15 protein-coding genes are annotated in these 14,302 nt (G+C 42.0%); 7 read left to right on the top strand and 8 right to left on the bottom strand.

Translation table 11 applies throughout. From position 1 onward, the window contains the following. Positions 1–512: 512 nt before the first annotated feature. Complete coding sequence (locus tag RMX98_RS10895; protein ID WP_322681559.1) at positions 513–1,145, top strand: DUF1003 domain-containing protein; 633 nt, start codon at positions 513–515, stop codon at positions 1,143–1,145. Between the two features lie 36 nt (positions 1,146–1,181). Here RMX98_RS10895 and crtH read toward each other — a convergent pair whose 3' ends face one another. Further along, positions 1,182–2,672, bottom strand: coding sequence for a carotenoid isomerase (gene crtH / locus RMX98_RS10890; RefSeq protein WP_322681560.1), 1,491 nt, complete (start codon positions 2,670–2,672; stop codon positions 1,182–1,184). 416 nt (positions 2,673–3,088) lie between these two features. Between crtH and upp the strand changes: the two genes are divergently transcribed. The 3 genes from upp to RMX98_RS10875 all read left to right on the top strand — a co-directional run bounded on the left by upp (position 3,089) and on the right by RMX98_RS10875 (position 4,566). Next, entirely contained in the window at positions 3,089–3,739 is a 651-nt protein-coding gene (upp, locus tag RMX98_RS10885; RefSeq protein ID WP_322681561.1) for a uracil phosphoribosyltransferase, read from the top strand. Positions 3,740–3,813: 74 nt separating this feature from the next. Then, a complete protein-coding gene (locus tag RMX98_RS10880; protein ID WP_322681562.1) occupies positions 3,814–4,167 on the top strand; it encodes a hypothetical protein in 354 nt (117 codons plus the stop codon). Between the two features lie 129 nt (positions 4,168–4,296). Further along, on the top strand, positions 4,297–4,566 hold the full coding sequence (locus tag RMX98_RS10875) for a YggT family protein (protein WP_322671822.1): 270 nt from the start codon (positions 4,297–4,299) through the stop codon (positions 4,564–4,566). Between the two features lie 158 nt (positions 4,567–4,724). Here RMX98_RS10875 and RMX98_RS10870 read toward each other — a convergent pair whose 3' ends face one another. Together RMX98_RS10870 and RMX98_RS10865 are read right to left on the bottom strand one after the other, a co-directional pair. Next, positions 4,725–5,156, bottom strand: a complete 432-nt coding sequence (locus tag RMX98_RS10870; RefSeq protein ID WP_322681563.1) for a biotin carboxylase — start codon at positions 5,154–5,156, stop codon at positions 4,725–4,727. An 87-nt stretch (positions 5,157–5,243) separates the two neighbouring features. Continuing rightward, positions 5,244–5,831, bottom strand: a complete 588-nt coding sequence (locus tag RMX98_RS10865) for a Uma2 family endonuclease (protein WP_322681564.1) — start codon at positions 5,829–5,831, stop codon at positions 5,244–5,246. Between the two features lie 216 nt (positions 5,832–6,047). Here RMX98_RS10865 and RMX98_RS10860 point away from each other — a divergent pair, with 216 nt between their 5' ends. Further along, entirely contained in the window at positions 6,048–6,662 is a 615-nt protein-coding gene (locus RMX98_RS10860; RefSeq protein ID WP_322681565.1) for a hypothetical protein, read from the top strand. A gap of 45 nt (positions 6,663–6,707) precedes the next feature. Here RMX98_RS10860 and RMX98_RS10855 read toward each other — a convergent pair whose 3' ends face one another. Both RMX98_RS10855 and RMX98_RS10850 read right to left on the bottom strand, forming a co-directional pair. Further along, positions 6,708–7,910, bottom strand: coding sequence for an alpha/beta hydrolase (locus RMX98_RS10855; protein ID WP_322681566.1), 1,203 nt, complete (start codon positions 7,908–7,910; stop codon positions 6,708–6,710). A 113-nt stretch (positions 7,911–8,023) separates the two neighbouring features. Further along, positions 8,024–8,275 (bottom strand): transposase, encoded by a 252-nt coding sequence (locus RMX98_RS10850; protein ID WP_409881092.1) that lies wholly within the window; start codon positions 8,273–8,275, stop codon positions 8,024–8,026. A 96-nt stretch (positions 8,276–8,371) separates the two neighbouring features. On the opposite strand from RMX98_RS10850, the gene RMX98_RS10845 reads away from it, so the two are divergent. Beyond that, positions 8,372–8,782 carry a fasciclin domain-containing protein gene (locus RMX98_RS10845; RefSeq protein WP_322681567.1) on the top strand — a complete coding sequence of 137 codons (411 nt, stop codon included), beginning with the start codon at positions 8,372–8,374 and terminating at the stop codon, positions 8,780–8,782. 255 nt (positions 8,783–9,037) lie between these two features. Here RMX98_RS10845 and RMX98_RS10840 read toward each other — a convergent pair whose 3' ends face one another. The 3 genes from RMX98_RS10840 to RMX98_RS10830 all read right to left on the bottom strand — a co-directional run bounded on the left by RMX98_RS10840 (position 9,038) and on the right by RMX98_RS10830 (position 13,537). After that, complete coding sequence (locus tag RMX98_RS10840) at positions 9,038–9,685, bottom strand: Uma2 family endonuclease (RefSeq protein WP_322681639.1); 648 nt, start codon at positions 9,683–9,685, stop codon at positions 9,038–9,040. Between the two features lie 573 nt (positions 9,686–10,258). Next, positions 10,259–11,788 carry a pitrilysin family protein gene (locus RMX98_RS10835; RefSeq protein ID WP_322681568.1) on the bottom strand — a complete coding sequence of 510 codons (1,530 nt, stop codon included), beginning with the start codon at positions 11,786–11,788 and terminating at the stop codon, positions 10,259–10,261. 36 nt (positions 11,789–11,824) lie between these two features. After that, the gene (locus RMX98_RS10830; RefSeq protein WP_322681569.1) at positions 11,825–13,537 is read right to left on the bottom strand and encodes a pitrilysin family protein; all 1,713 of its coding nucleotides are present in this window, start codon (positions 13,535–13,537) and stop codon (positions 11,825–11,827) included. Positions 13,538–13,687: 150 nt separating this feature from the next. Here RMX98_RS10830 and RMX98_RS10825 point away from each other — a divergent pair, with 150 nt between their 5' ends. Beyond that, positions 13,688–14,302: a TetR/AcrR family transcriptional regulator gene (locus RMX98_RS10825; RefSeq protein WP_322681570.1), complete on the top strand. Its 615-nt coding sequence runs from the start codon at positions 13,688–13,690 to the stop codon at positions 14,300–14,302.

The raw sequence follows: 14,302 nt of genomic DNA, 5'->3' as shown, positions 1-14,302 counted from the left end.
TAAAGCACAATTATGAAAAGTTTAGTAAATTGCAGTGAAAAGGCACGGTAAAGAACCAACCGAATCGATTTTGAGCATGGCGTAACCTACCGTATCCACACACGAATGCGTTTGCGTATCGTGGCTGATGACTGTTTCTCCGGCATGAGCCACAATGTCACAATTGTGTTGTCACTGAAGGCTTTTATTGCGAAATCTACATTAGATATTCAATAGACATACCACGTAAACATGACTGTTATCCTGACATAGCATTGACATCAAAATGACATATCTAAAAAGTATATAATCAACTATACTTTTAACAAGTCACTATATCTCAATGCAATATTGAAACAAGAAATTTGATGTTATGATTCTGTTTCAATATCTCTGCTTGATTCAACAGCAATCGCAATCTGCCAAAATCTGTCTATAGGTACTTTCATATATTTTTCTACCTAAAAGTATACATATATAGCTAAAACTTGAGTTATTGATTTAGAGAAATCAGTACTACAAGAAAGCTGTCCATGTTTTCCCAAGATGAACCAAATCCAAAAGATTCACCGCAAGTACCATCTTCAGCACCTTGCCAAACCATTTTGCCCACAGCCCCATTGCCGGAAGCGATTAGTCAAAATATCGAGACTATTATTGACCTGCACAGACGTTATGAAAAAGACGTACCTCAACATCAACGGTTTGTAGAAACAGTAACAGCCTTTTTTGGTCGTCCGGTATTCCTGTATAGCATCCTGTTAGGAATTATTCTGTGGGTAACACCCAATGTCTTACCACGACGTTTAGGCATATCAAGATTCGATCCCCCGCCATTTTCTTGGCTACAATTTTCACTGACCGCAGGTTCTCTGTTAGTAACAACAGGGGTGTTGATAAAACAAGAGCGTCAAGAAAAATTAGCAGAGCAACGGGCGCAACTTAGCCTTCAGCTTAACCTGCTCTCTGAGCAGAAAATCGCAAAACTTATCGCTTTAATTGAAGAATTACGCCAAGATATTCCCAATGTCAAAAATCGCTCTGATCCGCAAGCCCAAATAATGAAAGAAGCTGTTGATCCCCAAGCGATTCTAAATGCATTAGAAGAGACTTTAGCATCAGAGTTAGCTAATTTTCAGAACAAAAAAATACCAGATCAGGAGTAACAAGGCTTACTATTGTGTTAGAGGCTGTTTCTGTAATTAAAATCCTAAATCTACGGCAATACGATGGGCGCAAGCAAACCCAGAAAAAGCGACTGCATTCAAACCTTGACCTGGAAAGGTACTATCCCCTACACAATAAAGTCCTGATATAGCTGTGCGATTAAAGGGCATATTTAATAATCCCCACAACTTGCGCCGAGGAATTGGCCCATAAGTGCCATCTTCACGACCCAAAAAGCGGCGATGTGTGCGCGGCGTCCCTACTTCTAAATAATCCAATCCGGCATCTAAACCTGGAAAAAGCTTCTCTAGGCGGTCAATAATTCGCCAAGCTGCCTTTTCTTTTTTCGCTTCGTACTCACTTGGAGAAAGTTCTTGCCAATCATCAATCCAGTGAGGCGTAAAGGCATGAATGATGTGATATCCATTTGGTGCTAAATCTGGGTCAAGCAATGTCGGAATCGAAACAAAAACTGTGCCTTCTGCTGCTGTCATCTTTTCCCAGTCTTCCAGCAAAATATGGTGACACTCTGTCCCCGCAGGTAAAACTGACTCCTTTACCCCGATATGTAAACTCAAAAAGCTTGGAGATTTTTGGTAGTTTTGTTGCCATTTTTTCTCATTATCTGGCATTGCTTCTACTGGTAGTAATTGTGTAAATGTATCCCAGCGTGTAGCATTAGAAACTATACGTTTACCCCGATATACTTTACCATTAGCCAGTTGCACACCTACCGCTTTTCCTTGTTCTGTAAGAATTTTGGTGACTCTAGCTTGGTACTGAATTTGACCTCCAGCCTTTTCTAGACCTTCGACTAGTTTTTGAGCGATTTGTCCGACTCCGCCTTTGGGATAGTTAACTCCGCCATAATGCCTGTCAGAAAAGACCATTCCAGCATTAATCATTGGAGTCATGTCTGATGGAACCACCGACCAGCAATAACATTCCATGTCGATAAACTTCAATAATTGCGGGTCTTTGATGTAACGCCGTGCCACATCCCCAGCATTTTGCGGCAGATACTTAGCTAAACCGAGACACGCCAAAGGATGCTGGAAAAATACGCGCAGTAAATACCGAGGTTCTTCCAGCGACAGCAAATCCATGCTGTTGAGACACTTGAATACTTTTTGGCATTCGTCATAAAAACGACGAATCCCTTGTTCTTCATGGCGAAAATGAGCAATAAGATTTTGCAAAAATTTTTCATAAATCCGGTCAACCTTCAGGTCTAAACCTTGGGGTAAATGATAGTGAATCTGTACCGGATCTGCGATCGCTTCTTGGCTAACATTTACAGTTGATAATGCACGGGTGAGTAAGTTAGTAGTACCGTTCTGTCCCAGCCCAAAAATCATTGACGCCCCAACATCGAATCGATAGCCTTGGCGTTCAAAATAACCAGCACTACCACCTGGAATCAAATAACGTTCCAGTACCAGCACTTTCGCTCCCTTCGCCGCCAACTGGGTCGCTGTTACTAATCCGCCAATCCCAGACCCAATTACGATTGCGTCATTTATCATTTGTCATTTGTCCTCTGTCCTTTGTCATTTGTACTGAGCGTATCGCTAAAGCGAAAGCTCCGCTAACGCGTAGCGTCTCATAGAGAAGTATTTGTCCTTTGTCTAGAGTCAATCAATATTTAATTTAACTAATGACCAATACTTCGACTACGCTCAGTACAAGTGACCAATGACAAATGACAAATAAAAAAAAGAGGGACGAGCCTGCTACTGCTGGCTAATCCCGTCTGCCGATCCTTAAAAGAGAGGAGAACACTTTATAAGAATATAGCCTTGATTGAGAATTAATGTCAACTACTAATGAAAATTTTTATCAATAAAATTGAGATTGTTAATTTTAAGCTGTCAGCCGGATGCAGGAAAGAGTATTATGGTGTTTCAGTTCTTATACAATCAAAAGGCGCCTATTTCTGGCTATGACGCTACAATTGCGCGTTTATGTTCCACCCCATCCCCTGATCAAACACTGGCTGGCAGTTGCCCGTGATGCAGGCACGCCTTCAGTATTGTTCCGCAGCGCCATGACTGAGTTGGGAAGATGGCTGACTTATGAAGCTGCACGAGACTGGTTGCCAACCCAAGAAATAGCAGTGCAAAGTCCTTTAGATACCTGTCCAGCAACGGTGATTGATCCGCAGGTGCCTATGGCAGTAGTACCAATTCTACGAGCTGGATTAGGATTATTAGAGGGAGCGCAGACTTTATTGCCCTTAGCATCGATTTACCACCTTGGCTTGGCGCGAGACGAAGAGACACTGCAACCTCATTGTTATCTGAACAAGTTACCAGAAAAATTTGACCCGGAAACACGAGTGTTAATTACCGATCCAATGTTGGCAACTGGAGGGTCAATCATGACGGCAATGGCAGAATTGACACAACGAGGTGCTGATCCGGCTCTGACGAGGATTGTTTGTGTAGTAGCGGCTCCACCAGCTTTGCAAAAATTGAGTGAAGCTTATCCAGGTTTAATAATTTACACTGCTACTATTGACGAAAAGCTGAACAGCAAGGGATATATTGTACCGGGATTGGGAGATGCGGGCGATCGCATCTTTGGGACTTAAGCTAGTATGCAGCTAGGGCAGGAAATAGCATAACTACTGTAAAAGTTGCAAGGTTTGTTGAAGGCGGTAAAGATATGAGTCAGCGAGATGGTTTTGGCAGTGGTTTTTTAGCAGGGGCGTTTGTTGGTGGCGTATTTGGTGGTGTTATCGGGGCACTGATTGCTTCTCGACGCGATCCTCAATTGCTAGCAGAAGAAGAGACAGAACTGACAGATAGTCAAGCCGAAGCTAAGAAAATAGCAGCAAAGCGGCGTCAGATGAAAGCCTCAGAAAGTGAAAGCAACAGTATAGAAACGGCCAGGCGATCGCTAGAAGATAAAATTGCCCAGCTAAATGCCACAATAGATGAAGTGCGAAATCAACTAGGAAACGTGAATAGTAGTTCACCCCAACCAAGCAATGATCGCTCCCTCACTAAAGACTCTTGAAGTTTGTTTAGGCGTGGTGAAAGTGTCAAGTGTGGTAAAGGTGAAATCCGCAAACACTTTTGACTTTGGACTAAATTAAAATTAAAACATAAGACCGCGTTTGACACCTAGTAGGAAACAAAGCTATCCATGAGTTTACTGATTACAACACTAATTACCTTTGTCACCTTTTATAGCTATTTGCTAATTATCCGGGTTTTGCTAACCTGGTTCCCGACAATCAACTGGTATAACCAGCCATTTGCCGCTTTAGCCCAGATAACCGATCCTTATCTGAATCTATTCCGCTCAATTATTCCCCCATTGGGCGGTATGGATTTTTCGCCGATCTTAGCTTTCTTAGCACTCAATCTAGTTAGTAGTCTTTTGAGTGCCATTCCAGCTAGCCTGCCCTTATAGAAGGATTTTGATTACTACCTTGGTAAAGAATTGTGTAGAGACGTTAAGTATACAAGCGTCTCTACTATTTTTTACAGGGTTTCTAATTACCTAGCCGTACTAAGAATTACGAATTACGAACTTGTACTGAGCGTAGCCGAAGTATTACGAATTACGAATTACTTACGCACTTGACCGCTAAACCCCGCAGCCTTGAACTGTTTTAGCTTCAACGGAGTAGGCTGATTCGCAGGTACAGAAATTCTCAATTCAAAATCGCTAATACCTGGTGGCACCTCGGTAATAGAGCCTAAGCGAGTGCGGTTTTGCATCACCGAGTCATTATTAGCATCATAGATGCGTCCAAAAATATCTGCGTCGTAGACTGTTTTGTTAGTGCCATTTTCTGCTTTGCCAACGACCAGAAAACAATTGGCAGCAGCGCTACCACTACTGATAACAGCCCCTTGTGCTAGTTCTGGTGGACAATCTTTATAGGAAACATCAAATAGTTTAATCTGTGTCAGGGCTTCAGCTGGGGGAATAATCACCCACGATAGAAAAGTAATAAGACATGAAATAAAAACGACCGTGAGTGAACGCAACCGCATAAAAGACCCCGTGATTTAATTCAATAATTATTAACTGATAACCTCAGCTTACAACATACCCCTACTCTCTATTCTCTACTTCCCTGATTAATTCGTCACTGCAAATACCTGCTCCACGATCAATTCCCAATCAGGTACTATATCAGATGCAATGGTTGCCGTACCCTTCAAGACCGTATCTTCATATTGTCCCTCGACCCACTTGCAAACAGTGATTTGTTTTAACTCAGGATCGACAATCCAGTATTCAGTAATGCCTCTAGCTGCGTATTCTGTGCGCTTATAACGGTAATCGCGGCTGCGGTTCTCAGTTCCGGGGCTGACGACTTCAACCACCAGCGCAGGCGGGGGCATATCGCGGGTAATCAGATTGCGAGGACTGCCAATCAAAGCCGCTTTCGATTCTTTCGTATGCAACACCAGATCAGGTAGGCGACAGGTTGCTCGTCGCCCACTAACTTCAACTTCAATGTCCTTGTAAGCCAGCAAGGTAATAGGAAAATGCTTTGCCAACTCGAATAATAGAAATTTGGCAATATCACAATTTTCCTGGCTCTCGGTTGGCATTTCTACTAGCTCTCCATCCACTAATTCATAGCGGGTATCAGTGGGATCGTCATAAGCCAGAAATTCCGCAAAAGTCAGGAGTTTTGTTGGATGCTGAGTTTGAGTCATGGCAATTTTCCTAACTAGGTGATAAATAGGTCAACACTAGAAAATACCAAACCGATACCAAGAACTCAGGAGACAGAATCAAGTTTTTCTGCTGACTTCCTTGAATATTAGGCATCTTACATTTAATTATGTCTATATTTAACTACAGGGTGATTGGAGACTTGAATTTAACATTTGTAATAATTAGGGGAATAACCCCTCAATTGCTATGAACTTATGACTCCAGATGAGATTGAAGTAGCTATGTTCGCAGCCTTTAATGATTGTGATGCAGCAAGCTGTCCTCTCACTGACACGCAGAAACAGATATTACTGCAAGTGGTTGAGCAAATACAGGGAAATTCTACCTCTGGAAAGTCAAATATTGCTAATCCTCTAGACGAACTTACCCCAGAGGAGTTAGAAACATTTTTAAAATTTGTTAAGGAAGAAGAACAACGCAACCGCACTTGGAAAGTGCAATTACTCAACGACTGGTTGCTGGAAAATGACTCTGGAACGGTACAATTTATTCGCCAACGCTATGGTTTACAGTGGTTGAATCGGGTTGAGTCATATCATTTTGACAAGTATTCTTATTTTGAGGATGCACTGAAGTTAAGAGTAGGCGATCGCATTGAAATTTCCAATGCACTATGGGAATGGGTGCAAGAAGATGGGCCTTGTAAGCGGGAATGGTTTCCCTGTATGGTAATTAAGGTTAAGGAAATTAGCGATCGCGATGATTCCTCTACTAATTGCGTCGTCCGCTTCTTCAATGGCGCTGAGTATGAAATTCAAGGTATGTATGAATGGAATCGCTACAATTGGCGCTGGCCTCAAAAGGAGTAAGGAGTGCTGAGTTTTTAATACTTGCGAGTGAGTCTGCGAATCAAATCATTGCCTGAACAACGCCCAAGCCAAAAATCTCTCAGTATAATACAACGCTAATTGATTGCTTACACCCTTGAAAACAGCATCAAAAGCATGTTCCGCCCAAGGAATTTCCAGAAAAACCGCAGTATTGCCAGAATTATGTAAACGTTCATACATCTGTCTGCCAAATCGCGCTTGCACCAAATGGTCGCGACTGCCGTAAATTAATAAAGTTGGCGGTAAAGGGTGCGTTAGGTAATTTATCGGTGAAGCAATTTCATACCGATTAGGCAATTCTTCTACAGAACCACCAAGAAATGCTTTTAAAACAGCGCGAGAATTTATCGGATCGGGATTTGGTGGTGTTTTGTATCCTTCAGTTAAGTTAACAGGCCCGTAATAGTTCACCACAGCACGAATAAGTGGTGCATCGGGTTGATAAGCCGCTAGCATTGCTAGATGTGCGCCAGCAGAACGTCCTAAAAGTATCATACGTTCTGAATCGGCTTCATATTCAGCTGCATGTTTGCGAATAAAATTTAGGGCTGTACGCACATCATCTAACTGAGATGGAAACTGATATTTAGGTGCGTGTCGATAGTCGATCGCAAATACCGTATATCCATGATTTGCAATATATTGATTAAACTCGGTATTGGCATGAGTATTGCCATATTGCCAAGCTCCACCATAAATTACTACCACTGCTGGATATTTCCCTACTTCTGGGGGTTGATAAACTTCCATTTTTAAAGGCACTCCCCCAGGAGAAGCAAAGAGAATATCTTTTTGATGACGCGTTTTCCCTAATCTAATACCCCGAAAGAAATTAACTAAGTCAAAGGAATGGGTTTGCATATTAGCCCTTACTTTGACTGGAATTTGCTCTAGATAATTTGCTCCCAGCCCTTGTTTCATCGCTTTAGCCACCTGCATTTGAGTTGGAGGAATATTTACTAGCACCCATCCACAAATTAGCAATCCGATGAAACTGAAAATGCAAACTAAACGCTGTAATTTCCGGCGACGGATATAGAATAAAGATAGTAATAAAAAGAGCAAATTTAATAAAAATAACCAAGGACTGACTTCTGGCGCTCCCACTGCAAGGGTGAGGAAAAACATATTTGGAGCCGGAAGAATAATCCAAGAACTCAGAAATAGAGTTGCAAAACTGAGTAATAATGCAAGCGATGATAAAAATGTTTTGGGTTTAAAAAACATAGATTAAAATGCGGTAGTAATGACTTCAAAGAAGTACAATTTATCCGCTAATGCTAGGGCGTGTCATCAATTGAGCCAGATGACAGAAGCAGCCAGATAAATATAAATAGCACCTAGAAAGTTGGTTGCCCGTTTATCATAGCGAGTTGCGTAGGCATCGCCCGGTACTGTTTGAGTTTAGCAAAGAAGTTTTCAATTAAATAACGAGCTTTGTACAAGTCTAAGTCGTAATCACGAGGATTCCTGCGGTTGCACTTGAGCGGAGTCACGACAGTTTTGCCTTGGGCTTGCAGGGGTTCAATCACGCGCTTATCAGCATCGTATCCTTTGTCTGCCAGCACCAAACAATATCTTGTTGGTATCAAGTCATTAACAAAATTTAACCTATCTGTAGATAGATAGTAATAGTTTGAATAAAAGTATATTTTCAGTAACGAAAGATACAGAAATTTATCAAAGATATGGCTGACATTGTTGATACTGCTGTTAATGCTGGTTCCTTTAATACCTTAGTAGCAGCAGTACAAGCTGCTGGTTTAGTGGATACCCTCAAGGGCGCTGGCCCATTTACGGTCTTTGCACCAACTGACGAAGCATTTTCTAAGCTACATGAAGGGACAGTAGACTCACTGCTTGCTGACGTTCCACTACTGACAAGAATCTTAACTTATCATGTTGTTTCAGGGAAAGTGTTGTCAGCAGATGTGGTCAATTTAGACTCTGCTCCAACCGTTGAAGGAAGCAGCATCAAAATTGATGCATCTAATGGTGCTGTGAAAATCAATAATGCGACAGTTATTACGCCAGATGTGGAAGCTGATAACGGTGTGATTCATGTGATTGACACAGTATTAATTCCTGAACCTGCATAAACACTTGTTTCAATAGCTAATTTGTATTTCGATTTTGTAGGACAGCGATTATATTTAATTGCTGTCCTACAAATTTTTAGATGCAGTATACCTCTTGCAAAAGTGTTTTTTGCAAGAGAGGGGAAAAGGGTAAAGGTTAAAGGGTAAAGGGAAAATAACAAACCTTTCCCCCTTTCCCCTTACCCTTTTCCCGACTTTTGCAATAAGTCTAATATAATTCAGAATTTATGTTGTGAATTACGGTGACAGCATAAGTTATTGCTGTTGTATCTGTTTTTGTAACCAAAGACGAAAAGCTTTGAGCGTTGCATTTCTGCCTGCTGTTGTACTTTGCTCCAGATATTGGGGAATCGCTTCAATTAGTGGGAATATAGGAAAATTTAGGCTTTGCTGTGATTCTACATAATGTTCGTCTTGCAAAACATTAATTTGGAGCTTTCCTCGATCGAAACGCCAAAGCTCAGGTACTTTTAGCGCTTCATAAATATTAAAATGAGTACGAGAAGTAATATCAATTTCTAGAGCTAAATCTGGAGGAGGATCTACTACTAAATCTAGCCGCTTTTTGCCGCGAATCTTAGATTCATTTTTTATATAGAAACACTGGTCGGGTTCTATACCTTGAGCCATTGCTTGGTTTTTGAAAGTGGTAGAACCAAGGCATCTAAACTCAATGTCTAATTCTTCCAAAAGAGCTTTGACTAAATCGCTAATAATTTCTTTGTCATATTCATGTTCTGGCAGTGGTGCCATAATCTCCAGTATTCCCCTATCATAAGCAATTCGTGCTGCTCGGTGTTCCCCTAAATCCTCTAGAATTGTTTCCAATTCCTGCCAGGTGGCATCTCGTAGTAGCACTCTTTGTCCTGGTGGAACATGGATGCGCTTTAATTCCAACAACATCATCTCCACTGCCGATAGTTAAAACCTAAATTTAGCTTACTCTAGTTGACCTGATAGGGGCGACAACTTTTGCTGTTTTATAGAAGTGTATGCAATACTACTTGGGTTTCGCATTTTGAACTCAGAATTTGGTTTGGGGAAAAGGTTAAAGGGGAAGGGTTAAGGGTTTTTTCTTTCCTTTTTCCCCTTACCCTTTTCCCCAAAACCCGACAAGTATTGGAAGTGTATGCTGGTGCGATCGCTTCTAGGATCAATAGAAAAAAACCTCTGGGAATTCCAGAGGTTTTGGTTCCTGATTTAGTTTCTACTTATTACTCCACTTTGTCCTCAATCATTTCCCGATAATGGAGAAAATTATTTTAAAAACAAGATCCCCGATTTCTTAGACAGTCGGGGATCTGAGCCTTGCGATTTTATTGGATATTAGACTTTTTGGCATTTGTCGGGGTAAGGGAGAACGGGAAAAAGGTAAAGAAACTCAAAATCCTTTCCCTTTAACCTTTACCCTTTTCCCTAAGAGTGCAAAAACATATTTTTGCAAGAGGTCTATTGAGTGTCTACCCATCTACGCGATTAATTCTTTGCCTGTGGCTGCGAACCAGGAATCGTTACATCTATTGGTGTCACTTGTTTAGCTAACTGTGTCAATGGCGGTTGAATAGCGGTTTGATTCCCCACTACTAGAGTTACAATCTTTTCTGGTTTGAGATATTCTCGTGCTACCCGTTGGACATCGGCTGCTGTGGTGGCGGCGACGGCTTTTTGATAGCGAAAGAGAAAATCAGCAGGATAGCCGTAATATTCGTATCGCATCAAGCGTGATAAGGTTTGGCTAGGGTCTTGAAAGTTGAATACAAAGGAGTTAAGTGTAGACTCTTTAGCATAAGCCAGTTCTTTTGCAGTCACTCTTTGAGTCTGGGTGCGCTTGATTTGGGTTTGTAAGGCTTTGACAAACTGGACGGTAGCATCCGATCGCGTTTCTCCACCAGCGATAAATATGCCAGGATAATCGTAGCGGGGACTCCACTGACCGTAGACAGAGTAAGCTAAACCTTGACGCGATCGCAATTCATTAAATAAGCGTCCACCAAATCCATTTAAGACTCCATTCAATACATCCAGCGCTGCATAATCGGGACTATCGAAACGCCCGCCCAAATGCCCGATAAGCACACTACTTTGCGTCAGTTGGGGCTGATTGACAAAAAAGACTCCACCTGTATTAGCTGGTGAAACCTTTGGTAATGTGGGTTTAGCGATACCTGGGTTACGCTGCCAATCGCCAAACTTAGCTTGAATGAGCGATCGCATTTTCTTAGCATCAAAATCGCCCACAATCCCCAAAATTATATTATTGGGATGGAAATATTGCTGATAAAACTTGAGCAAATCCTCACGCTCAACTTTATCCACCGTCGCATACTCTATGGTGCGGGCATAAGGACTATCTTTCCCGTAGATTAATTTTTTAAATTCCCGATTAGCAATCCCATCTGGATTATCATTACGACGGGCAATGCCACCTTTGGCTTGAGTTTTCGCCAAGTCTAGCTTTTCTTGAGCAAATACAGGCGATCGCAGCACCTCAGCAAACAGCCCAAACACTGTTTCTAAATCTTCACTGAGGGCGTCAAAGCTAGCACTTCCAGAAGTTTCACCAATACCAACTTCCACAGATGCCGCCCGTTGTTCTAATATCTCGTTGAGTTCATCAGACGAATGCTGCTTAGTTCCTCCAGTTCGCATCACTGCACCTGTAAAACCAGCCAACCCAACTTTCTCCATTGGTTCCAAGCGATTTCCTGTCCGTACAAACGCCGTACCATTCACCAACGGTAACTCGTGATCCTCCATTAAATAGACAACCAAGCCATTTTGCAGCACAAACCGCTCATACTTGGGTAACTTAATCTCAGGTAGCGGTGGTAGCTGCAATTCTGTGTAATGATTCGCCTCAGCCGTCGCCGCCAGAGAAAAATTACAAGTTAAAAGTAAGCACGCAAAAACAGCAACCAAAGCATAAATCAGCCCCTTCCTATTTTGAATTTTGAATTTTGAATTTTGAATTTTGAATTGTTTACCCTTCACCTTATACCTCTGCATATCTCTCTTCCTTTGCGCCTTTGCCGTTCGTTTCTCTTAAGCTTCTTTCGACAACAACTTACCAATCGTGCGATTTTTCGGCGTAAAAGTTTCCTTTGCCACCCGTTGAATATCAGCCGTTGTCACTGCTGAAATGTCATCCAACTGCTTAAACAAATTCCGCCAAGAGCCAGTTTTCACTTCATATTCCAACAATTGTTGAGCCATGCCCATATTGGAATCGAGAGTACGTAACAAACCCGCCCGTGCTTGGGTTTTCACTCGTTGCAAATCAACCGCCGCCACAGGCTCAGTTTTTAATTTGTCAATTTCTTGACGCAAAGCCACCGCCAACTCATCAACAGTATGACCAGGAGCTGTGAGAGCATAGAAAAATATCAAGTTTGGGTACTTGTCTCCAGGAAATCCACTGTAACCTTGAGCATTTAGCGCCAAACGCTGCTTTTCTACCAAAGACTTATATAGCCGAGACGTGCGCCCATCACTTAATAAACTGCCAATAATTTCATAGATGGCATTATCTGGATGAGTAATCGCCGGACGATGATAACCTTCTAAATACCAGGGTTGAGAAGGTAGCTGTAAAGTAACTTCCCGTGTTTGTTGTTGTGGTGGTTCCACTGGAATTTCTTCAACAGCTTTGGTTTTGGCTTGAAAGCGGCCAAAATAAATTTGCGCCAGTTTTTTCACCTCAGCCGGGTTGACATCTCCGACAATAGCAATGGTCAAATTACTTGGTACGTAGTGAGTATCAAAAAACTTTTGGACATCTTCTGGTGTCAGATTGCGGATATCTTCGTCATAACCAATCACCGGACGCCTGTAGGGATGGGTTTTATAAGCAGTATCGATAAACTTTTCCACCATCAATCCAATAGGTGAATTCTCTATCCGCATCCGTCGTTCTTCTAAAATTACATCTTTCTCTTTATAAAACTCACGACGAATTACCGGATCGAGAAATCGTTCTGACTCCAACGACATCCAAAGTTCTAGCTTATTGGCAGGAAAGCTGTAAAAATAACGAGTCGCTTCGGTTGAAGTATTGGCATTTAAACCCACGCCTCCCGCTTGTTCGACAATTTGTCCTAATTCATTTTGCTTGACTAGCTTGCCTGCTTGCGCTTCCACTTGCTCAAACTCAGTTTGTAACCGAATAACCTCAGCTTTTCTGCCATTGGCTTTCGCTGTTTTAATTTGAGCATTCAACTGCTCTAAGGTATCTAGTAGCGGTTTTTCTTTTTTGTAGTCTTGTGTACCAATGCGCGTTGTGCCTTTAAACGCCAAATGTTCCAAAAAGTGAGCTACACCAGTTTTACCATCTGGCTCATCCACACCACCCACATTCGCATAAGTCAGAAAAGAAACCACGGGGGCTTGATGTCGTTCCAAGACAATAAATTTCAAACCATTGTCGAGGCGAAACTCCGTTAACTGCTTAATAACTCGATCGAGATAAGGTTGGATTGAACTTTCAACTGGCGGGGTTGGAGTTTTAGTTTCTTGAGGAGGTGCTGTCTGAGTTTGAGCGAGAGCAACTTCTGGCAGCAATCCCCACGAGAAGATAATTAAAGTCAAGAAAATGATAAACAACCGCCGCAATATGACAGATACTCGATCTGACCAATCCAAAATCGTTCGACTGAGCGACTTGTACTGAGCGTAGTCGAAGTAAGTCGAAGTCCCCAATCGTTCGACTGAGCGTAGCCGAAGTCTAAAATCTAAAATTGACCGACTGCTCTGGTTCATAAGCGAGAAGTAAGATAAAGTTACATTACCTAAATAACAGGATACTTAGCAAAAGAGCGTTAATCTTGTATTAAGCTTTCAGTGACTCTTTGCACTTGACTTAGATAATAATGCTACAAGTCTTGTTACGGATATCTAACCATAACTGTTATGCGAGTTTTTAATTCTTCCCCGCCCTCAGAGGCTCAGACGCGCACCCGAATTTTACACGCAGCGCAAAGGTTGTTTGCCTCTCAGGGATTTGACGGCACTACCACCCGCGACTTAGCACAAGCGGCAGGTATAGCTGAAGGTACTTTATTTCGCCATTTTCCAAATAAAAAAGCAATTTTAGTGGAAGTAGCCACGAATGGCTGGGTAGAGATTCTGACAGATTTGCTCACAGAATTAAGTGAAATGGGCAGTTATAAAGCCGTCGCTCAGGTGATGCGCCGTCGGATGTGGAATTTCCAAAAAAATGCCGATTTGATGCGCGTTTGTTTTATGGAGGTGCAATTTCACCCCGATTTGCGCGATCGCATTCAATTAGAAGTCATTACCAAAATGACTGATGTCGGCGAAGCATTCTTTCAAACAGCGATGGATAAAGGTATTTATCGTCAAGGGGACGCGAAATTAGTTGCAAAAGTTTTCTTAGGAATGTTTGCGATCGCAGGTTTTTCTAACAACACCCTCATGGAACCTGATGCCTCTCCCCAACAAATGCAGGAAATGGCCGAAGGACTCGCTGATATTTTTCTTAATGGTGTTTTAGCTAAAGAGTAG

The sequence above is a fragment of the Nostoc sp. DedQUE02 genome (genome assembly GCF_034531035.1).
Lineage (GTDB): Bacteria > Cyanobacteriota > Cyanobacteriia > Cyanobacteriales > Nostocaceae > Nostoc.
This window is presented reverse-complemented; position numbering and strand designations above follow the sequence as displayed.